This window comes from Clostridium sp. MF28, from assembly GCF_002969175.1.
Lineage (GTDB): Bacteria > Bacillota > Clostridia > Clostridiales > Clostridiaceae > Clostridium > Clostridium beijerinckii.
Genome location: NZ_CP014331.1, coordinates 4,877,763 through 4,897,871, shown reverse-complemented (window position 1 = coordinate 4,897,871; position 20,109 = coordinate 4,877,763). Strand labels below are relative to the sequence as shown.

The window sequence follows — 20,109 nt, the reverse complement described above, 5'->3', positions numbered from 1 at the left end:
TTTAAATATTTATCATTTATTCATAGCCTTAAGTTCATCTAAATAACTGTCGTTAATTTCTGCTTCTTCGAAAGTTGCCATGTTATTCATAACCGCACATGCAGATTTCATTATTGAAAATGCTAATGGGCATCCACTTCCTTCTCCAAGTCCCATATCTAAGTCTAATATTGGACTTAAGCTTAGCTCTTTCATTGCAACTTTAAATCCTAATTCTTTTGAGTCATGTGAAGTAAACATATAATCTCTAGCTTTTGAATTTAATTTAAATGCTATAAGTGCAGCAACTGCTGATATAAAGCCATCAATAACAACTGGAACTTTATAATAAGCAGAGCCTAAAAAAACTCCTGCCATAGCTGCTAAGTCAAAACCTCCAACTTTCGAAACTACGTCTATTGGATCATCTTTTGCTGGATTGTTCACCTTTATTGCTTTCTTAATAACTTCCTTCTTTTTCTCAAATGATTCGTCTGTGATTCCAGCACCTCTTCCTACAACTGTTTCCACTCTTACATCTGTTAATGCTGACAACACGGCACTGCTAGTAGAAGTATTGCCAATCCCCATCTCTCCAACACCAAGAATTTCATAGCCCAGTTCTTTAGCATTTTTAACAGATTCTATTCCAATTAAAATTGCTTTTTCTGCTTCTTCACGTGTCATTGCAGGGCCCTTTGCAATATTATTAGTTCCTTTTCTTATCTTTTTATTAATTACGCCAGGATAGCTAAAATCACAGTTAATGCCTACATCTATCACCATAAGCTCAGTATCATTTTCTTTTGCAAGAACTGCTACACCTGTTAATCCTTTTGTGAAGTTAATTGTTTGTGCTAAAGTTACCGATTGAGGCGCAGAAGCAACTCCTTCTTCAACCACCCCATTATCCGAGGACATTATTATAACCATTTTTTTTGTTATGTTATTTTTCACTTTTCCTGTAATGCCCGCAAGCTTTATAGCAATTTCTTCCAACTTTCCTAAACTCTTCAGCGGCTTTGCAAGTGATACCATTCTTCTGTCTGCTTCAGCGATTACATAAGCATCTGCTTCTCTTATACTATTAATAATATCTCTTAATTCTTTAGAATTAATGTTCATTTCATTTCCCCCAATTATATACTCTATTATTTTTTGTTTTAATATAACATAAATTCATAAACAATGCGTATAATTTATTTTTTATCTTTAAAATAGTTCATTTCACATTCGAAATCTAAAAGCTGAAGATTTTGTTCTTGAATAACTCCTATCAGAAGTTTCGAATAAATTTCTTCTCCCTTGTCATTTTCTACTGTACTATATCCAGCCTTTTCTATAGCATTAGCCTGGTCTAGATAATCAGTCACCTGGAAAACTCCACTTTGTTTATATCTTTTATTGTTGCTGAGAAATTCTCCATAATCTTTTATGGAATCTTCTTTACTACTATATACCCGAAAGTAATCCTCAATTTTTTGTTTATAATATTCTGAAGTACTCATTTTAATTTTTTTCCCTGTCCATCCCGAATCTGCTTTTATTCCAAATAGATTATTGGCTTTGGTACTTAAATCTGATTTTCCCCAGCCACTTTCTAATATTGCCTGAGAAATAGTTATAGAAGGAAGAATACCATACTTATCATATATCTCAATTGCCTCTGGATATAAATCATTAATAAATCCTTCCTTAGATTCATCTTTTAAATTATTCTTTTGAGATCCAATATATTTTAAATCATCTATATACTTATATACTTTTTCTTTTTGTTCTTTATCAAAAGATAGCTTATCTAACACTGTATCCAAATCAACGAGCTTATATTGACTATTTTTAATTTTAATGCTTGTACTACTATTGTTATCTATGAACATATTAGCTAATTGATTTATGCTACTATCTGTTGCTTTAGAAAAATCATTTTTATATCTAACACCATCAATAGCCGCCATGAACTTCCAATTTACTTGAAGTTTACCTTTGCTCGCATTATCTGCATTCTGTATATACATTCTTGTGTTTAAATCCTTAAGGTTTATACTATTATATTTTGCCATATAGCCGCTATAAACTCCAAAAATGGCAAAGGCTATAATACCAAATGCTATAATATTTAGTATAACTCTTTTAAATCCTCTTTTTCTTTTTCTCGTGTTCATAATAATTCTCCCTTTCATCCCACATAAAAAATATATAATTATAAATGAACAATCATAACCTAAAAAAACTTCTCTTAATAAGCTATAAAATGTTATGCTAAAATAATAAAATTACATTCGGAATTTCAGTAACCCAATGTTTAATGATAACTTATATTATCTATAAGTTATATACTTAAATTATATAATGTAAATATAAATTTCAGATAACTATTTTTATTAAACTTCTATTACTTTTTAAATAATATTTCGACAATCACTTATTATTTTAAATATATTTTTAAGTGTAATTACTAAAAAAATTATTAATGAATTAACAGCTAGCTTCTTTAACATAAACATCATATATATGTTGCAATTCATAATTCATAATGCACATTTCACAATTCACAATTACTGCTAAAATTCTTTCAATATTTTCAGAATTATGATAAAGAATTATTTTTGCAATATATATTCGCAAAAAAATAAAGAGCCTCTTTTTGTGATATCATCATTATCCCAAGAGTACTCTTCAATTTAATTATCATGTATATTAGTTTGCTGGCTCCCATTTGCAGCGAACTGGTGATATAATAGCGCTTTCTTTCTTTAATTCCTTGAATGCATTATCAATTTCTTTACGATCTAAACCAGATAACTTTTCAACCTCACCTGCGCTAACTGGCTTTCCAGCCTCTCTCATAACTTCTAAAACTTTTTCTTTAACGCTCATTACTTTAACTCCCTTCAGTATGAATTATTTATTTTCTTTGATTATATTCCAAAAAGATAATTTAATCAATAATCATTTTCCAATAAAATCTATTATTGATTTTAGATATTCTTTCTTGTGTACACAAAATTCATGAGCTCTTATATTAAATTTTAACTTTTCATCAATTGAAAAAGCCATAATATAGTCATAGCGACCTAATACCAGCTTCTTAAATTCACTAACTGATAACTTTACCATCTTCTCCACTTCAGATCCAATATTAAATTTAGGATCTTTTACATTATATAAATATACTTCACATATCTCATTATTTAAAAAGCTATTTAGATTAAGTTTTTCTCTTATACTTCCAACAAATCTTAAGTTCCTAGAATTAATTTCTATACCTATTTCTTCCTTAACCTCACGCTTTAATGCATTTTCTATTTTCTCTCCAATATCAACATGTCCTGCTGCTGATATATCATATAATCCTGGAAAATCTTTTTTCTTATATGATCTCTGTTGAAGATATATCCATTTTTCATTGCTAGACTCATCTACTATCCAACAATGAACAACCTTATGTAGAAGTCCATTTGCATGTATTTCCGAACGAGAAGCTACACCAATTTCATTTAATTCTTCATCGTAAAATGACAGTTTCTCTTCACTTTCCGTAAGTATCTCCCCCTTTTATCTATTTTCTTTCAATTGAAAACACTTTTATAGCTATATTAACATCTCATAAACAATTTTTCTATCCAACAATTTTCTTCATACAAATGCTATTACTATCATTTATATACGGTCCATAGTTTTCAGTTAACCTATATCCCATGCTCTCATATAAACTAACAGCTGCCTTTTGTCTGCTTCCTGTCTGTAAAATAATATTTTTAATATTATTCTCAATTGCCAACTTTTCAATTTCTTTTACTATAATCTTAGCTACTCCTCTGCCTCTATCTTCTAATGATACATATACCCTCTTCACTTCTGCTAAATCATAATCAAGAAATTTTAAGCACCCACAACCTATTGTTTTTTTGTCATCATATATTATAATTGTCTTTAAATCTCTAACTGTATTGTGTGATGAATAGTTATTTTGCATCTCCCCATATATTTCGAATAACTCCTCATCAAGTTGCTTCTCTAAAAACTCAAAGTCTACATCTTCCGAAGTGGTTCTTTTGACTATATAATTCATTTTTACCCCCAATTTATTTTTTATCTTTCATCAGAAACTCTACTAATTTTTCTTCATGATTAAATACTAATTCATAATTAAATTTTGGTTTTTCTATTACTATTAATTTAATCTTGGCTTCCCGAACAGCCTTAAGCTTTTCTAGAACTCCACCTTCTTTACCACTGTCTTTAGTCAAAATTGCCTTAATATTATATTGGCAAATAAATGCTTTCTCCAATTCATAAGATATTGGACCTTGAAGCGCTATAATATCTTTAATATTAATTCCCTTCTCGACTATCTTTTCCAATACTTTAGGTGATGGTAAAATTCTATGTATCACTCTATGGTTAAACTCTAAATTTACAAACTTAGAAACATTATTTCCGCCTGTAGTATTTAAAATATTTCCGTCTATATTTTTTATAATTTTAATAGCCTCATCATAATCTTTAACTCTTACTATATCTTCTCCAGTAATACTCTCAAGAGCACCTAATCTTTCATATCTTATATACTTAATCTTAAGATAATTTGCGCACTCTAATGCAGTCTTGGTAACTTCTTGTGCATAAGGATGAGAGGCATCAACTAGCATATCAATTTGATTGACCTCTATCCATTTTAGCATTTCTTCTGCATTCAAAGGCTTTGTGTTTAGCTGTTTTATATTAAATTCCTTGAGTAACTCTCCTCCATACGCTGTAGCAGTTGTAACCGCAATGTCACTAGTATATTTATTTATTAACGATAAAATTTTTCTTCCTTCTGAAGTTCCTAAAATAAATCCAATCATACTTTCTCCATTCCAGATTGCCAAGACACATTAAAAAAATAACGAGCCAACCATGCTAATTTATTTCAAATTTATGTAGTGCATCATTAACTCATTATTTTCTTTCATATACCTAAATACAAACCATCTCTATCTTTTATTTTCATAGCCTCTAGGTGTTATAAATTTTTCATCTTTATAATAACTTTTTGAATTTCCTACTATTACAATAGACATCATATCTACTATATCTTCATCAAAATCTTTGATAGTAAATAATTTATAACTTTGCCCTTCTCTAAGTGCATGTCTTACTACTGCCACTGGAGTGCTATCCTGTCTAAACTCCCTTATTATATCAATACACTCTCTTAAATAGTCAGGTCTTCCTTTACTTTTAGGATTATATAAAGATATTACGAAATCTCCTTCTGCTGCAAGTTTTACTCTCTTCTTTATATCTTCATAAGGTGTCATTAGATCACTTAAGCTAATATTGCAATTATCATGCATAAGAGGCGCCCCAACTACAGATCCTGCCGCACTACTTGCAGTAATACCTGGAATTATCTCCACATCCTCATCTTTTTTAAGTTCAAGTATCAATCCAGCCATTCCATAAATACCTGCATCTCCAGTACTTATTAATGCAACATTCTTATCTTTACATAAATTTAAAGCTTCCTTGCATCTAGCTTCTTCACCTTTCATTCCTGTCGAATATAACTCTTTATCTTTAACTAAGTCTTTTATCATGTCAATATATTTGTTATATCCTACGACAACATCACTATCTTCAATGGCCTTTAATGCTCTCAAGCTCATATTCTCAATGCTTCCAGGCCCTATTCCTATTACTCTTAATTTTCCCATACTTCAATCAACCTCTTTCGCTTCATTTTTATCCTTTGAATAAAATCTAATTCTTATTATCTAATTCTATATTATAGCATTTCACTCTAATATAGGTAAGATAGCATTTGCAATCTTAAAATGCAACTTACCTATTGTATATTTTTCTCATCGAAACAATTTTGATCATATGATATTCCATTACCTGAAATAAAATATTATATTTTGAAATATTGCTTTTTCTCTACTCACATTTCTATATTTATGGGATATATTAGCTACGAATTTAATAGAATTACCTTTTTGTAATGAATACTTTTGATCATCAATATCTATCTCTACTTCACCTTGAGTTACTATAATATATTCTTCAACACCATCACTATGTGGAGTAGATACATGATTGCACCCTGGTTCTAATTCAATAGTGAAAATTTCAAAACCTCTATTTGCATCAAAAGGAAATATGGGATATAACTTCATTCTGGCATCGTCTTCTATAATCGGATCAATATTATTTTGATCTACGATCTCTAATTCATCCTGCTCTTCATCAATAAAAAAGGAAAATGATACCTTTAATCCAGTTGAAATTTTCCATAAAGTCGATACTGTCGGATTTGATTGTCCTCTCTCTATTTGACCTAACATAGCTTTACTAACTCCAGTCAATTTTGCTGCTTCATCCAAACTTAATTCTCTCTTATTTCTGATTTCCTTTAATTTGCTTCCAATAATCGAATTTAAATTTCTCATATTCTGCTCCTTTGCTCGAAAACATTGTATGTCATAACATATATACAAATAATATATTGCACAAAATATTGTTCCCGTATATAATATAACATATCTTACTAATTAGATTCACAACTTAATTTCAAATATTTTAGATAAGGAGTCTTTCAAATGGCAAAAGCATTTCTATTAGGAGTCGCAGCATCATTTTTCTTTGCATTCACATTTATATTAAATCAACAAATGAATATTTCTGGCGGAAGCTTTTTATGGAGTTCATCACTTCGATATATCTTTATGTTGCCACTCTTGCTTATTATTATGATTATAAATAGACAATTAAATCCTGTATTAAATGATATAATTAATAAACCTATTCAATGGATTACTTGGAGCACAATAGGCTTTGGATTATTTTACGCTCCTTTAAGCTTTGCATCTGCATATGGTGCATCATGGCTAGTTGCTGGAACTTGGCAATTAACTATAATTGCTGGTGCTCTTATGTCTCCATTATTTTTTAAAAATATTAAAACACCTGCTGGAATATGCAAAGTAAGAAATACACTTCCGAAAAAATCTCTGTTAATGTCCTCTTTAATATTACTAGGTATATTTTTAATGCAGTTTGAACAATCAAAAAATGTCTCTTTCTCAGAAATAATCTCTGTAGTTATTCCCGTTATTCTAGCTGCATTTGCTTACCCACTTGGTAATCGCAAGATGATGGAAATCTGCGATGATAATTTTAATACCTTTCAGAGAGTATTTGGAATGACTTTATGTAGCATGCCTTTTTGGATATTAATATCAATATTCGGTGTATTATCTGTAGGTATGCCAAGTAACGGACAAATACTTCAATCCTTAGTCGTTGCTATTTTTTCAGGAATCATTGCCACAATACTGTTTTTTAAGGCAACCGACATAGTAAGTAATGATACACATAAGTTAGCCGTTGTAGAATCAACACAATCCGGGGAAGTAATATTTACTCTTATAGGTGGAGTTTTTATATTTCATGATAAATATCCAACATTTGTTGGACTAGCAGGCATAATATTAATAGTAATAGGCATGATTTTAAATAGTATTGTGGAATCATAAAATCATTGGTTTAACAAAAAGATAGGCTTTGATAAGCTTATACTTATCAACCATTGATTTCATTACTTTTTACGACTAGAAATTTTTATATTTCCGTTCTTGTAAAAAACAAGAAGAGATGTTGCTTCTTCTACTTGTCAATAAGTATTTTTCACAACATCTCTTAATATTTCTTATTCTTCTGCTGGCTTGAAAGTTCCTTCAATAAATTTATTAGGATTAAATATATGCTCTATTCTTGGTAGTGAAATCCCCAATGTTTCTCTTAGAACATCTTCTACTGTTTCTACTGCTATAATAGTTAATTGTTCCTTAACTTCTTGTGGAACCTCATTTAAATCAACTACATTATCCTTTGGAATTAGTACTTTTGTAATTCCGGCTCTTTGAGCTCCTAATAATTTTTCTTTAAGTCCTCCTATTGGAAGAACAGCTCCTCTTAGAGTTATTTCTCCTGTCATTGCAAGTTTCGAATCTACTTTTATACCTGTAACAAGTGATGCAAGTGCAGTAAATAATGCAATTCCTGCTGATGGTCCATCTTTAGGAACAGATCCTGATGGAACATGAATATGAATATCTCTTTCTCTAAAGTTTATAGCATTAATCGGCAATCTTGATTTTAATAAACTTAAAGAGATTTGCGCAGATTCTTTCATAACATCCCCTAGCTGTCCAGTTAAGACAATTTGTCCACTTCCTAGCATTCCTGTCGCTTCAATGAAAAGTATTTCTCCACCTACAGATGTCCACGCTAGTCCAGTTACAACCCCTGGAACATTATCATCTTGAGCCTTATCATGGCTTGAAACCTTTCTTCCTAATAAGTCCTCTAAATCATCTTCTTTAACTTTAAAAGGTAATTCCACCTTATTAGATACAATCTTTTCTGATGCAATTCTTGCAATAGTTGCTATTTGCTTTTTAAGTCCTCTTACTCCAGCCTCTAGAGTATATTCACTTATAATTCTTTCTAATGCTGCATCTTCTATAACAAGCTGAGTATCATTTAATCCGTGTTCTTCAAGAACTGCTGATATCAAGTGATTCTTTCCTATATGGAATTTCTCATTCATAGTATAACTAGAAATTTGAATTACTTCCATCCTATCTAATAAAGGCCTTGGTATAGTATCTAGAGAGTTAGCTGTAGCAATAAAGAATACATTAGATAAATCATAAGGTACATCTAAATAGTGATCAGTAAAAGTATCATTTTGTTCTGGGTCTAGTACTTCTAATAATGCACTTGCTGGGTCTCCATTATAGCTAGCCATCAACTTATCTACTTCATCTAAAACCATAACTGGATTTATTTCTCCTGCTTTCTTTATACTTTGAATAATTCTTCCTGGCATTGCACCTACATAAGTTCTTCTATGCCCTCTTATTTCAGCCTCATCACGAACTCCACCTAAGCTTAATCTTACATATTTTCTGTTTAAAGCTTCTGCAATACTCTTTCCTAAACTTGTCTTTCCTACTCCTGGAGGACCTACTAATAGTAGAATAGAACCCTTTTTATCATTTTTAAGCTGCATAACTGCTAAATGTTGTATTATTCTATCTTTAACTTTTTCTAATCCATAATGCTGTTCATCTAATATTCTTCTTGCCTCTTCTAAATCAATGTCCTTAAATTCTTGTTTTTTCCAAGGAAGCTGAATTAATAATTCTAAGTAGTTTTTAATCACATTGTATTCAGCACTATTTGGACTTTGGCTTTCTAATTTTCCTAATTCTTCTAAAGCAACTTCTTTTATCTCATCCGGCATCTGAGCCTCTTCAATTCTATTTAAGTAGTTCTTGTCCTTTTTAGAAGGTGAGCTTTTTCCTTCATTTAATTCTTCTTGGATAGCTTTTAACTGCTCTCTTAATACTGTTTCCCTATAATTCTTATTAGCTTTTTCTGTGAATTTTTCTGCTAATTCAAATTGTAATTTTAAAGATTCTTTTTGTTTTAATAAATAATCTATAAATTTAAGACCTCTATCCTTTAATGATTGAGTTTCCAACAAATCATATTTTTCCTCACTTGAAATTTGCATGAAATGAGATAAATATCCCATAAGCTTATTCAAATCTTTTTGACCTTCTACAGCCAACATAAACCTTTCTGATCCTTTAAAATTCTCACTAATTTCACGAGTAACTTTTTTAATATACTCTACCATTTCATCCTTACTTTTTTCTGTAAGATCAATAATATCGGGTGCAAATTCGAATTCAGCTTTAACAAAATCTTCTTCAATACTAAATGTTTTAATTTCAACTCTATCTAATATTTTAATTTCAGCTTTATATCCCTTTTCTGTTTTTTCAATTGCATTTACTTGAAATGTAACACCAACTCTATGAAAATCTTCTTCCTTTAACTTACTTTGACCAAAGTTTTGTTTTAAAGGTAATGCAATATTAACTATATCTTCATCTGATAAACTTTCAATCTGAGTTTCACTAAATTTATTAAATTTTAGTGTATGGTACATTCCAGGTAATAACACTATATCTGATACAGGAATTACTTTTCCTATATTATTTTTATTATCTAAATTTATCATCATAATCATCCTTCCTATTAGAACATTCTTAAACGAGCATTCATTTAAAGATTAGTTAAGCAATAGCGAGATACTTCTGCAATTATATTTCACAAAATCTCTCGCACTAAAAAACAGTCCGTTTAATTATATAAGTAATGCCTCTTGCACTATTCTAATGAGTTCCTTTAGCAACTCAATTTTTTCATTTTCATCAATACATGAATTAATAGCAATTGATTTTACTGGATAAAAAAGTATTGCTTTTAAATTATCATTTTGAAGATTTTTAAAAACTTTTCTTTCTTTCATTTCATCAAGAAAATTATTTAGGTTATCTATTCCCCTCTTAGTCAAGCATTGATTTGATAAAGCTGGACAATTAGCAAATTGATCTACGAAATGAAAGACTTCTCCATGCTCCCTAATATAAATAAAATACTCTTTAACAATAATTTCAATAACTTGCTGACCATTCATCTTATTGTTAAGTTTACTGAGTATGTAATCAAAAATATCTTCAGAATATTCAAGATATATGTCTTGTAACATGACTTCTTTATTTTCATAATAAATATATACTGTAGCAGGTGATACCCCTGCCTCTTTTGCTATCTTCGAAATAGACGTACCGTGAAAGCCTTCTTTAAGAATTAATTTAATAACTGCTTCCTTTATGTTCTTTTGCTTTTCATCGTCTTTCCTTCTCATTTAAACACCTCTATTATTATATTTCTATAATAAATGAACATTCTTTTATTGTCAATATATATTCCACCAATTTTATCTTATTAAATGTTAATTTTCTTTTAAAATCTACATAAAGAAACTAAAAACATAATTTACTTGTTTTTAATCTAGTAAAAAATACATCACTCCTAATTATCAAAAGCATTAAAAATCGCTATTCAACTTTAAAATAGCGATTTTTAATACTTTCCAAACTTTTATGTTTAAAACAAGATGTAACTTAAATCAAACAATTCCTTACATATTCAATACATGTCTACATTCACTAGCACATTGACTACATACATCAGCACAAGTTTGACAATGTTCATCATTGAATCTTCCGCATTCTTTTGCACAGCTTTCACATACGGTAGCACATACAGTAGCTATTTCTCTTATATGACCGCTTCCTCTTGAAATAAAACAAGCTGTTGTAGAGCAAATTTCAGCACAATCTTGAAGTGATTTAATACAATACATCCGATCTCTAGCATCACTATGTTGTAAACATAAATTTAAGCATTCCTCACATATTTGCACACATTTGCTGCAAGCATCAATGCAATATTGCATTGGGTTTCCTTCGGATATTAATGAATTTGAATGTCTAGTCATAGTTGCTTCCATTTTTGTTTCCTCCTTTATTATTTTATTGATAACAAAATATATTTTCTTCTAACGCACTAAAAATATACTTTGTAATTTCTGCTTAAGTCGCCTATAAAATTCAAAAAGGATAAATTAATATATTGATAATTTTTTGTATACACTTTTTAGTTTATACTTGTTATATCTTAAATCTTTGTAGTTAATATATTTGTGCATCAAAAACAGGAGCAGATTAAGTACCATCTGCTCCTAATTTATATATGTTCTATATTTAAATTCTTTTATACAAGCTAATGACATGTACTTCCCAAAACTCATCTACCCATAAACCAACTATTGTATCAACTGAAAAATTCCAATTTTTAATCAAATTTGTAGCTTCTTCTATTTGCCTATAATGAACCTCAGCATCCACTGGATTCGCAGCACAGTCATAATGGCCTACCAATCCAATTATTTTGGATTTATGAGCTTTAACCGAAATATTAATCTTATCTTTTAATCTACTTGAATAAAACGGATTCCCTTCTGACACTATCTTATCCATTCCAGGCTCAGTTATTAAATCTACATACTCCACATTAAAATTTTCTTTTATCCAATTTATTACTGGAATCTGAGTCCTTCCGTCAATACAATTTAAAACTGTCCCAAAGCTTTTTTTCATTCATACCACCTAAAACTATTATTCTTAGGTAAGATATGAATATAAGTTGGCGTTTGCTATCAATCTCCTCAAATAAACATTATATATTATTGTTTTTTAACTACAAAAATAATTATATTCATAATTCTTTATTAGAATCTTAATTGCTCTAATGAACTCTTAGATGCATTTTACCTCTATTCTATTACATTTGCTTCCATAGGGCTACAGAGTTCCTTTAAAATGAAATCTATATTTCATTTTTATCTCTAAATTCAATTTCTGTGCCCTCAGGAGCCTTTAGTTTAAATAAGAAACTATCCTCAACTTTGTATATCACTTCATTATTTTTAACCCTAAAATTGTTATAACCTAAACCTTTAATCCTGTTAAATTCCTCTTGAACATTATCCACTAAAAAGCACATATGAACTATTCCTTCGCTTAACTTATTCCACTTAGAAAGATTTTCTCCCTTCTTGCTGGTTTGTAACTCAATCATGAATGTTCCTAGTTTTAACCATGTATTATAATCTCTAGTATGGAAATTCTTTGTCTCTTCTACAATCTCAAACCCAAGAATATTTTTATAAAATTCAAGCGATTCTTTGTAACTATTAGTTTGAATGCACACATGGTGCATAGCTTTTATTCCCATTATTTTTCCTCCATAATAAATCTATTTATACTTGTAAATTTATCCATAATTATTCTATTTAAATACAACATATTGTCCCTTATACTCTGCGAAAACAGTTCCCTTATTTTTAATAACAACCTTAAGATCTAATCTACTCTTGTTATGTTTCGTGTATGTTTCGAGAAATTCTCTTCTTGTTTCATCCCCCAAGATTTCACATTGTGCAGTGAAATCTTCACGTATAGGAGCTCTATAATTTATATTACTTTTTTTAATTACTATCTGAGCCTTTGGATCAATTTCTTTAATATTTACAAAAACCATAGACCATCCGCATATTGTCATCAAAGTATTTATACTTCCTCCAAACGCTGTTAATTTATCATTTATATTAGGTTTTAATTTAGCAGCAAGTATAACCCTCGACTTAGTAAACTCTATAACACTTATGCCCATAGCTTCTGTAATTGGTATGTTGGTATGTAAAAACTGCTCAAACTCATTCTCACTCATTATCTTACCTCCGATGTTCATCTACATGTATTGTAGACAAAATATAATATTTATAAATTTTATCATATAACTCAATTCAAATCCAATATATGACATAATATTAGAATCAAATGATTATTATTCTAATATTGAAATATAATTGTCTTAACTTGTCAGACATGCTATTGTTATCTATATAAATTCTAATATTAAAGGAGCAATTATGAAAAATATTACACATTATTTATTAGTTTCATTTATTTTAATTTTATTATCATTCATAATGTTTTTCATTCACTATTTAGTATTTGGTCAATTGGAAAACACGATTTATTACTCTTTTATGAGTCTCTGTTTTATCCCTATAAATATATTAGTCGTAACCCTAGTATTTGATAAACTTGTAGAAAGACGTACTAAACTTGAACGCTTAAGTAAATTAAATATGTTAGTCGGATTATTTTTTAGTGATATTGGTTTTACTCTATTGGAAATAATAGTAGCTGGTGATGCGAATATACAATATTTAAATCTAGATTTTATAGACTTAAAAACTTCTAATAATAAACTAAAATCTTATGAACACATAATAGCCTTTGAAAAAATTAATTATCCTAGGCTTGAAAAACTAGTTCTCGGAAGTAGAGATATTTTATCTAACCTTATAAGTAATGAGAATATATTAGAGCATGAAACCTTTGCCGATTTACTTATGTCTCTAATGCATTTAAGAGATGAAATAGTATTTTTACAATATAAAACATTGACAAAAGATGACTCTACTCACATAAAAGGTGATATTTGCAGAGTCTATAGGGCATTAACTTCTCAATGGATAAATTACCTTTCTCACTTAAAGCAATTTTATCCTTATCAATATAATGGTGCCATCAAATTCAATCCATTTACAGTTACTAGCAGATAATAATTAAAGCAGGAGCTTTAAATTCTCCTGCTACAATTTCTTTAATCATTAATTTAAAGTTTAAATTTTATTTTACAATATTATGTTTATTTCCTTACCACACTTTGGGCACTTATTGTCTTTTATAAATACATTAGTTGAATAACCATTCCTCTCAATAAGCAGTTCATTGCAATTATCACAATAAGTATTATTATCAACTCCTTGAACATTTCCTACATATACATGTTTCAAGTATTTCTTTGCTTCATTTTGAGCTTCTGTTATCTTTTCTATTTTTGTAGCCTCATTCTCCATCTTATATCTTGGAAAATATCTGCTTAAATGAAGAGGTATATTTTCATCAACACTAGCTATAAATTCAGCTATTTGCCTTGATTCTTCTAAAGAATCGTTTTCTTCGCTGACAAGTAAAGTGGTAATTTCCACATGACAGTATTCACTGCACCTTTTTATAGTTTCTAGAACAGGCTCAAGTTTTGCACCACAAATATTATTATAGTATCTATTTGTATATCCCTTTAAATCGATATTCATAGCATCTACATAAGGAAGAAGCTTCTTAAGCGGCTCTTCATTAATATAGCCATTAGTAACAACCACAACACTTGTATCAGTATTACTCTCTTTTATTCCCTTTGCAGCATCATAAATATATTCATACCACATAAAGGGTTCATTATAAGTAAACGCAACACCAATATTGTTTTCTATGGTCGGAATAATGCCTATTAGTTTTTCAACGTTTATATATTGGGTTTGTGGCTTCCCCTGCGATATCTCATAATTTTGACAAAAGCTACACGTCATATTACATCCAAAGCTTCCAATTGATAAAATATCTTTTGATGGTTTGAAATGATATAAGGGTTTCTTCTCAATGGGATCAACTCCCATTGAAGTTACTTCTCCATAATTTATTGCAATAGGGACTTTAGATTCCAACGTTCTAACTCCACAAATTCCAAACTTATCTTCATCTATTAAACAATTATGTGGACATATCCTACATCTCACTTTATCCTTAACTTCCTCATAAAACGGTATTTTTTTTCCCACTCTTTATCACCTTCTTTAAATAAAGTATAAGTTATTCATAAATATCTTTGATTTTTAAAACTATACTATTAAAATCTTTAACTTTAAATAAATTTATTATCTATCCTTCCTTATATCTTACAACTTCAAATCTTTCTATCTTATAATCCTCGTCAAAATCTATATTTGCCTTATCACATGCAATTTGCAATTGTTCATCTACAGTATTCACACCTTCAAGATCCGGAAGCAATAACCCTCTTCTCATTCCTAAAGAAACAATGACTCCATATTTTTTAGGATCTAAATCTTCCTTATTACATGGTTCCGAATCCATAAGAACATCTACAGATATATCAATATCATCCATTTCATCTTCTGAAACTTCTGGAAATCTTGGATCACTCATAGCTGCTTCTATAGAATTTCTTATTATTTCCTCACCCACAGAACCTGTTGTTGGTGCAATTGTTCCTATACATCCCCTAAGATTGCCAAACTTCTTTAAAGACACAAAGACACCGTGTCTTTCATTTAATAGTTCTTTTGGCAAATTAGAGATATCTTCTATACTTTTTCCGTGAGAAAAATAATGATTTAAATTCTCCCTTGCAAGTTTTACATAGGAATTACTCTCATTTAGCTTTGCTTTCAGTTTTTCTTCTTTATATTTTGTTAGCTCGTCTAAATAGTTCCTATCTTGGTGCTGTCTACTAAGTTTCATTACTCCATATCCCACTCCAAAAGTTCCCTGATACGATAAAAGCTCTCCTTTTATTTCTTTGCCTTCCATTGCTCCAAGAAGTATATAAACCGAATTTAACCCACATTGTCCAGCCTCACTAATCATAGTTCTATTCATATTAAAGGCTCCTAAAACATCTCCTTTTTCGAGGTTACCTAAAAGAGCTTTATCAAACAATTCTCCATATGGTGAATATGAATATGGTCCTTCATCTTTAAGCTTATGCGAAAGGTCTCCACTTGCTATAATAACAGCTTTTCTATTTAATTCTTCTGCTACATTTTTTATCTCCATACCAAATTTATATAAGTTAATATCCCCTATCATTGAGTAAGTAATGTGAACTAATTTATAATCGTTGTAATATTTATTAATGAAATATAGTGGTACTATACTTCCATGGTCTAATTCATAATTAACATTATATCTACGTAATAATTCCCAATCTACAAGGACTGACGGAATTCCTTCTACATGACATGCAGTGCCAAGTTTAACATTAAATTCTTTATCTATAGGAATATCCATTTTTATGTTTGTACATCTAAATTGGCTTAAATCTCCTGAAATTCTTTCCTCGTCTGATATGGCTATTGCATCAGAAAACATTGTAGCATGAGGTGTTATAATTATTATTGTATCTGGTTTAATATCTGCTACTTCTCTCCCTATTTCATTGCATGCCAAACTTGTTTCCTCTATTTTCTTTTCTTCTCCTTTACCTATGTCTGGTATAATTATTGGCGGATGCGGCATTAAATAATAACCTAGTATATTTTCCATGTTCTCACCTCCTAATTGGAACTATTGATTTTCTCTAGATTTTTCATTTTCCTTAACCTTTTCTAAATAGTTTCTTTGATTTACTATATTTTCTTCGAAATTTTCTACTGCATGTTTAGTGAAATTCCAACACTCATAATGTTCTTAAATTTATTACCTTCACTATTTCTACTCATTAGTTAAATTCTCCTTTCTAAAGAATTATTTAAGCTAATTTTCTTTAAATATATATGTTGCAATTCACAATGCATATTTCACAATTCACGATTAAACCTAAAATTCTTGCAATATTTTTAGAATAATGATGAATGATTATTTTTGCTAGATATATACGTCTTTAACCAAAACAGTTTCAAAGAAAATTACTTATCTCTCAATTTTATTATCCTTTTTATTAGTGATTTTTTTAATCTCTTCTCCAGAATAATGGAAATTCTGAATTGCTGTAGTCAAATCACTTCCTAAACTACTAATACTGTTTCTTTTATCATAAGGCTTATTCTTCATAAATTTGTCTCCCCGAACTCTAATTTATTTTTAAAAATTGGGTAAATTATTTTTATAGAGATAAATTTCTGTAATAAATCATTTCGTTTCTATTATTTCTATAAATATATTTATTATGCTTGCAGCATACTAAACTCATAAGCTAACAACTTATTATTAGCTTCTTATCAATATTAGTCTAAATCCTCATATAAGGGCTGAAATCCTATGGATTTGGCACTATTCACTGTATTATCTAATTTTTAATGGTTTGACTAATATTTTTTAACAATGTTATTATAATAATTATTCTTAAAATAATTATTAATTTACCTACTTTACATATTAAAAGTAAATTAAACAAGTATTTAAATTTCATTTATTTAATTTTAGGAATTATGTATAACTATATTTGATGTAAAGGATGATTAATGTGAAATCAACTACAAAACATGGAGATGTTGCAAAACTGAGTGCTGGAGGAGTACTTATAGCACTAGGTGTAGTTTACGGAGATATTGGAACTTCACCACTTTATGTAATGAAATCAATTATTGAAGGTAATGGAGGCTTGAAGAATATATCTGAAAACTTTATTCTTGGATCGTTATCTCTAATTTTTTGGACAATTACAATTTTAACAACAGTAAAGTACGTCCTTATAACTTTAAATGCTGACAATAACGGTGAAGGTGGGATCTTTTCACTATTTACCTTGGTTAGGAATCGCGCAAAGTGGCTTATTATTCCAGCAATGATTGGTGGATCAGCATTGCTTGCTGATGGGACGCTAACTCCCGCTGTAACTGTCACTTCAGCAATTGAGGGATTGGATTTAATTCCAAGTTTTAGGGCTTTTTTTGGCAGTCAGGTTGATATTGTTACAATTGTAATAATAATATTAAGCGCTCTATTTTTCATTCAGCACTTTGGAACTGATTTGATTGGAAAAATGTTTGGTCCAATAATGTTTGTCTGGTTCTCTGCACTAGCTATATGGGGAATTATCGGTATTTCACACGATTGGACATTATTGCGTGCCCTATCTCCATACTATGCAATTAACACTCTTTTTAGCAGTGAAAATAAAGCAGGTTTTTTTATACTTGGCAGCATATTTTTAGCAACTACAGGTGCTGAAGCTCTTTACTCAGATCTTGGGCATGTTGGTAAATATAATATTTATGGTTCTTGGCCATTTGTTAAGATATGTTTATTATTGAACTATTTTGGTCAGGGAGCTTGGTTATTATCAGCTAGACATAATCCTACTTTTACGAATATGGAAGATTTAAACCCATTTTTTCAATTAATTCCATCTTCTTTTTTAATTTTTGGTATAATAATTTCAACTTTAGCGGCAATTATTGCTTCACAAGCGCTAATTTCAGGTTCTTTTACTCTTGTTTCTGAAGCAATTAAGCTAAATTTATTTCCAAGATTACATATTATGTATCCATCTAGCACTAAGGGACAACTTTACATACCTTCGATTAATAAATTTTTATGGATTGTCTGTATCGGAATTGTTCTCTATTTTGGAAATTCCGCAAGAATGGAAGCAGCTTACGGATTATCGATTACAGTTACTATGTTGATGACTACTATTCTTTTATTTAATTACTTATTGAAGAAAAAAACACCGCTCATTGCTGCTGTATTAATCCTTGTTTTCTTTAGTGCATTTGAGTTTTCTTTCTTCATTGCAAATATTGTTAAATTTACTCACGGAGGATTTATTGCTGCTTTAATTGCTCTTGCAATCTTAAGTGTTATGTATATTTGGATTAAAGGTTACTATATTAAAATGCGTTTATTAGAACATGTCCCAATTGAAAATTATAAAACCCAACTTAATCAATTGCGCCAAGATAGTGATCGTCCTAAGTATACAACAAACCTTGTATGTTTAACTAGCAGCCATGATCCTGAACAAATCGAAAGAAAGATAATGTATTCCATTTTAGACAAAAGACCTAAAAAAGCAGATGTTTATTGGTTTGTTAATATTGCTGTTACTGATGAGCCTTATGTAGCAGAATATTCAGTAGATACTTTAGGAACATTATATATTGTAAGAGTTCAAATAAGACTTGGATTCAGAGTAGAACAAAAATTGAATGTCTTTCTACGACAAATTTCAACTGAGTTAGTTGAAAATGGTGAAATAAAAATTCAATCTAGAAACTATACAACTATGCCAGATAGAAAAGTCGGAGATTTCCGTTTTCTTTTAATTCAAGAGCAGCTTTCGTATGAGACAGCTTTAAATTTCTGGGAAGAATTGATACTTAAAGCAAAATTATTCATAAAAAGATATACCGTTTCTCCAACCAAATGGTTTGGCCTTGAGAATAGTGATGTTGATGTTGAAAAGGTACCTCTATTTATAGGAAAATATGACCATACAACTTTAAAAAGAACTCCAAAATAACATTATTGAATTAATTAAATATTTAAATATAACTGTCCACAATTTAGTGGGCAGTTATATTTTTTCTTTAAAATATTTATTTAATTTTTACAGCTTATTTTTTTCTATGGCTTTATATATAAATATAAGAATTGTTCCTATTAAATATGAAATGATATCGCAAAAATCAAAAGTTGATCCAAGAATTATTTTTGCTATTTTAAAATCTTCCATGTGCAAAAGAGAAACCAAATTAAAATACTGTCCTATCTCAATTAAGCAAGCAAATATGAAAACATATATTGGTGAAACCTTCTTGGTAAACACTCCAATAAAAAAATAAATTAAGCATACAACTAATACATCTCCAATAAAAGGTCTAATTATATTATCATGTATAAAAGCTCCAATATATACTTCTATTAAAAATAAGACTATGAAAATATATAAATATTTGTAGTTTACTCTCATATCAATCCCCTCCCATTAATCTAACTTAAATTTATAACTTTTAAGCATTTATTCCAATAATACATATCAGCAGAACAAAATCGC

General features: G+C 29.5%; 21 protein-coding genes. 3 read left to right on the top strand and 18 right to left on the bottom strand.

Going from position 1 to position 20,109, the window contains the following annotated elements; all coding sequences use genetic code 11:
- Positions 1 to 12 precede the first annotated feature (12 nt).
- The 8 genes from cobT to AXY43_RS21470 form a co-directional block, all read right to left on the bottom strand.
- On the bottom strand, positions 13 to 1,104 hold the full coding sequence (cobT, locus tag AXY43_RS21505) for a nicotinate-nucleotide--dimethylbenzimidazole phosphoribosyltransferase (RefSeq protein WP_039772184.1): 1,092 nt from the start codon (positions 1,102 to 1,104) through the stop codon (positions 13 to 15).
- Positions 1,105 to 1,178: 74 nt separating this feature from the next.
- On the bottom strand, positions 1,179 to 2,144 hold the full coding sequence (locus tag AXY43_RS21500) for a glycoside hydrolase family 73 protein (RefSeq protein WP_087701546.1): 966 nt from the start codon (positions 2,142 to 2,144) through the stop codon (positions 1,179 to 1,181).
- Between the two features lie 535 nt (positions 2,145 to 2,679).
- On the bottom strand, positions 2,680 to 2,859 hold the full coding sequence (locus AXY43_RS21495; protein WP_011968594.1) for a hypothetical protein: 180 nt from the start codon (positions 2,857 to 2,859) through the stop codon (positions 2,680 to 2,682).
- A gap of 72 nt (positions 2,860 to 2,931) precedes the next feature.
- Positions 2,932 to 3,450, bottom strand: a complete 519-nt coding sequence (locus tag AXY43_RS28555) for an NUDIX hydrolase (protein WP_278337258.1) — start codon at positions 3,448 to 3,450, stop codon at positions 2,932 to 2,934.
- A gap of 151 nt (positions 3,451 to 3,601) precedes the next feature.
- Positions 3,602 to 4,054: a GNAT family N-acetyltransferase gene (locus AXY43_RS21485; RefSeq protein WP_105412122.1), complete on the bottom strand. Its 453-nt coding sequence runs from the start codon at positions 4,052 to 4,054 to the stop codon at positions 3,602 to 3,604.
- 13 nt (positions 4,055 to 4,067) lie between these two features.
- Positions 4,068 to 4,832, bottom strand: coding sequence for a cobalt-precorrin-6A reductase (locus AXY43_RS21480; protein WP_039772190.1), 765 nt, complete (start codon positions 4,830 to 4,832; stop codon positions 4,068 to 4,070).
- Positions 4,833 to 4,961: 129 nt separating this feature from the next.
- On the bottom strand, positions 4,962 to 5,684 hold the full coding sequence (gene cobJ, locus AXY43_RS21475) for a precorrin-3B C(17)-methyltransferase (RefSeq protein WP_011968592.1): 723 nt from the start codon (positions 5,682 to 5,684) through the stop codon (positions 4,962 to 4,964).
- 180 nt (positions 5,685 to 5,864) lie between these two features.
- On the bottom strand, positions 5,865 to 6,419 hold the full coding sequence (locus tag AXY43_RS21470) for a helix-turn-helix domain-containing protein (protein ID WP_023976665.1): 555 nt from the start codon (positions 6,417 to 6,419) through the stop codon (positions 5,865 to 5,867).
- Positions 6,420 to 6,569: 150 nt separating this feature from the next.
- On the opposite strand from AXY43_RS21470, the gene AXY43_RS21465 reads away from it, so the two are divergent.
- Complete coding sequence (locus AXY43_RS21465; RefSeq protein WP_077830321.1) at positions 6,570 to 7,505, top strand: DMT family transporter; 936 nt, start codon at positions 6,570 to 6,572, stop codon at positions 7,503 to 7,505.
- Positions 7,506 to 7,678: 173 nt separating this feature from the next.
- Here the strand turns inward: AXY43_RS21465 and lon are convergent, their stop codons facing one another.
- The 6 genes from lon to AXY43_RS21435 form a co-directional block, all read right to left on the bottom strand.
- Positions 7,679 to 10,066: an endopeptidase La gene (gene lon / locus AXY43_RS21460; protein WP_077830335.1), complete on the bottom strand. Its 2,388-nt coding sequence runs from the start codon at positions 10,064 to 10,066 to the stop codon at positions 7,679 to 7,681.
- Positions 10,067 to 10,192: 126 nt separating this feature from the next.
- Positions 10,193 to 10,756: a TetR/AcrR family transcriptional regulator gene (locus tag AXY43_RS21455; RefSeq protein ID WP_077868677.1), complete on the bottom strand. Its 564-nt coding sequence runs from the start codon at positions 10,754 to 10,756 to the stop codon at positions 10,193 to 10,195.
- Between the two features lie 276 nt (positions 10,757 to 11,032).
- Entirely contained in the window at positions 11,033 to 11,404 is a 372-nt protein-coding gene (locus tag AXY43_RS21450) for a four-helix bundle copper-binding protein (protein ID WP_077868678.1), read from the bottom strand.
- Positions 11,405 to 11,657: 253 nt separating this feature from the next.
- Positions 11,658 to 12,053: a carbonic anhydrase gene (locus AXY43_RS21445; RefSeq protein ID WP_077868679.1), complete on the bottom strand. Its 396-nt coding sequence runs from the start codon at positions 12,051 to 12,053 to the stop codon at positions 11,658 to 11,660.
- 229 nt (positions 12,054 to 12,282) lie between these two features.
- A complete protein-coding gene (locus AXY43_RS21440) occupies positions 12,283 to 12,690 on the bottom strand; it encodes a VOC family protein (RefSeq protein ID WP_077868680.1) in 408 nt (135 codons plus the stop codon).
- A 54-nt stretch (positions 12,691 to 12,744) separates the two neighbouring features.
- Positions 12,745 to 13,185, bottom strand: a complete 441-nt coding sequence (locus tag AXY43_RS21435; protein WP_105412121.1) for a YiiD C-terminal domain-containing protein — start codon at positions 13,183 to 13,185, stop codon at positions 12,745 to 12,747.
- Positions 13,186 to 13,387: 202 nt separating this feature from the next.
- Between AXY43_RS21435 and AXY43_RS21430 the strand changes: the two genes are divergently transcribed.
- The gene (locus tag AXY43_RS21430) at positions 13,388 to 14,089 is read left to right on the top strand and encodes a hypothetical protein (protein WP_077868682.1); all 702 of its coding nucleotides are present in this window, start codon (positions 13,388 to 13,390) and stop codon (positions 14,087 to 14,089) included.
- A 72-nt stretch (positions 14,090 to 14,161) separates the two neighbouring features.
- Here AXY43_RS21430 and amrS read toward each other — a convergent pair whose 3' ends face one another.
- The 3 genes from amrS to AXY43_RS28090 form a co-directional block, all read right to left on the bottom strand.
- A complete protein-coding gene (amrS, locus tag AXY43_RS21425) occupies positions 14,162 to 15,148 on the bottom strand; it encodes an AmmeMemoRadiSam system radical SAM enzyme (RefSeq protein ID WP_077868683.1) in 987 nt (328 codons plus the stop codon).
- 100 nt (positions 15,149 to 15,248) lie between these two features.
- Positions 15,249 to 16,655: an AmmeMemoRadiSam system protein A gene (amrA, locus tag AXY43_RS21420; RefSeq protein ID WP_077830326.1), complete on the bottom strand. Its 1,407-nt coding sequence runs from the start codon at positions 16,653 to 16,655 to the stop codon at positions 15,249 to 15,251.
- Between the two features lie 366 nt (positions 16,656 to 17,021).
- Positions 17,022 to 17,162 carry a hypothetical protein gene (locus tag AXY43_RS28090; RefSeq protein ID WP_017210004.1) on the bottom strand — a complete coding sequence of 47 codons (141 nt, stop codon included), beginning with the start codon at positions 17,160 to 17,162 and terminating at the stop codon, positions 17,022 to 17,024.
- 412 nt (positions 17,163 to 17,574) lie between these two features.
- Here AXY43_RS28090 and AXY43_RS21415 point away from each other — a divergent pair, with 412 nt between their 5' ends.
- Positions 17,575 to 19,575 (top strand): KUP/HAK/KT family potassium transporter, encoded by a 2,001-nt coding sequence (locus AXY43_RS21415; protein WP_026015717.1) that lies wholly within the window; start codon positions 17,575 to 17,577, stop codon positions 19,573 to 19,575.
- A gap of 87 nt (positions 19,576 to 19,662) precedes the next feature.
- Here AXY43_RS21415 and AXY43_RS21410 read toward each other — a convergent pair whose 3' ends face one another.
- Positions 19,663 to 20,025: a DUF2809 domain-containing protein gene (locus tag AXY43_RS21410; RefSeq protein ID WP_077830327.1), complete on the bottom strand. Its 363-nt coding sequence runs from the start codon at positions 20,023 to 20,025 to the stop codon at positions 19,663 to 19,665.
- Positions 20,026 to 20,109: the final 84 nt, after the last annotated feature.

What these genes read in the sequence shown, in the direction of transcription:
- cobT (WP_039772184.1), bottom strand. Translation starts at nt 1,104, where the DNA reads ATGAACATTAATTCTAAAGAATTAAGAGATATTATTAATAGTATAAGA.
- AXY43_RS21500 (WP_087701546.1), bottom strand. Translation starts at nt 2,144, where the DNA reads ATGAACACGAGAAAAAGAAAAAGAGGATTTAAAAGAGTTATACTAAAT.
- AXY43_RS21495 (WP_011968594.1), bottom strand. Translation starts at nt 2,859, where the DNA reads ATGAGCGTTAAAGAAAAAGTTTTAGAAGTTATGAGAGAGGCTGGAAAG.
- AXY43_RS21485 (WP_105412122.1), bottom strand. Translation starts at nt 4,054, where the DNA reads ATGAATTATATAGTCAAAAGAACCACTTCGGAAGATGTAGACTTTGAG.
- AXY43_RS21480 (WP_039772190.1), bottom strand. Translation starts at nt 4,832, where the DNA reads ATGATTGGATTTATTTTAGGAACTTCAGAAGGAAGAAAAATTTTATCG.
- cobJ (WP_011968592.1), bottom strand. Translation starts at nt 5,684, where the DNA reads ATGGGAAAATTAAGAGTAATAGGAATAGGGCCTGGAAGCATTGAGAAT.
- AXY43_RS21470 (WP_023976665.1), bottom strand. Translation starts at nt 6,419, where the DNA reads ATGAGAAATTTAAATTCGATTATTGGAAGCAAATTAAAGGAAATCAGA.
- AXY43_RS21465 (WP_077830321.1), top strand. Translation starts at nt 6,570, where the DNA reads ATGGCAAAAGCATTTCTATTAGGAGTCGCAGCATCATTTTTCTTTGCA.
- lon (WP_077830335.1), bottom strand. Translation starts at nt 10,066, where the DNA reads ATGATAAATTTAGATAATAAAAATAATATAGGAAAAGTAATTCCTGTA.
- AXY43_RS21455 (WP_077868677.1), bottom strand. Translation starts at nt 10,756, where the DNA reads ATGAGAAGGAAAGACGATGAAAAGCAAAAGAACATAAAGGAAGCAGTT.
- AXY43_RS21450 (WP_077868678.1), bottom strand. Translation starts at nt 11,404, where the DNA reads ATGGAAGCAACTATGACTAGACATTCAAATTCATTAATATCCGAAGGA.
- AXY43_RS21445 (WP_077868679.1), bottom strand. Translation starts at nt 12,053, where the DNA reads ATGAAAAAAAGCTTTGGGACAGTTTTAAATTGTATTGACGGAAGGACT.
- AXY43_RS21440 (WP_077868680.1), bottom strand. Translation starts at nt 12,690, where the DNA reads ATGGGAATAAAAGCTATGCACCATGTGTGCATTCAAACTAATAGTTAC.
- AXY43_RS21435 (WP_105412121.1), bottom strand. Translation starts at nt 13,185, where the DNA reads ATGAGTGAGAATGAGTTTGAGCAGTTTTTACATACCAACATACCAATT.
- AXY43_RS21430 (WP_077868682.1), top strand. Translation starts at nt 13,388, where the DNA reads ATGAAAAATATTACACATTATTTATTAGTTTCATTTATTTTAATTTTA.
- amrA (WP_077830326.1), bottom strand. Translation starts at nt 16,655, where the DNA reads ATGGAAAATATACTAGGTTATTATTTAATGCCGCATCCGCCAATAATT.
- AXY43_RS28090 (WP_017210004.1), bottom strand. Translation starts at nt 17,162, where the DNA reads ATGAAGAATAAGCCTTATGATAAAAGAAACAGTATTAGTAGTTTAGGA.
- AXY43_RS21410 (WP_077830327.1), bottom strand. Translation starts at nt 20,025, where the DNA reads ATGAGAGTAAACTACAAATATTTATATATTTTCATAGTCTTATTTTTA.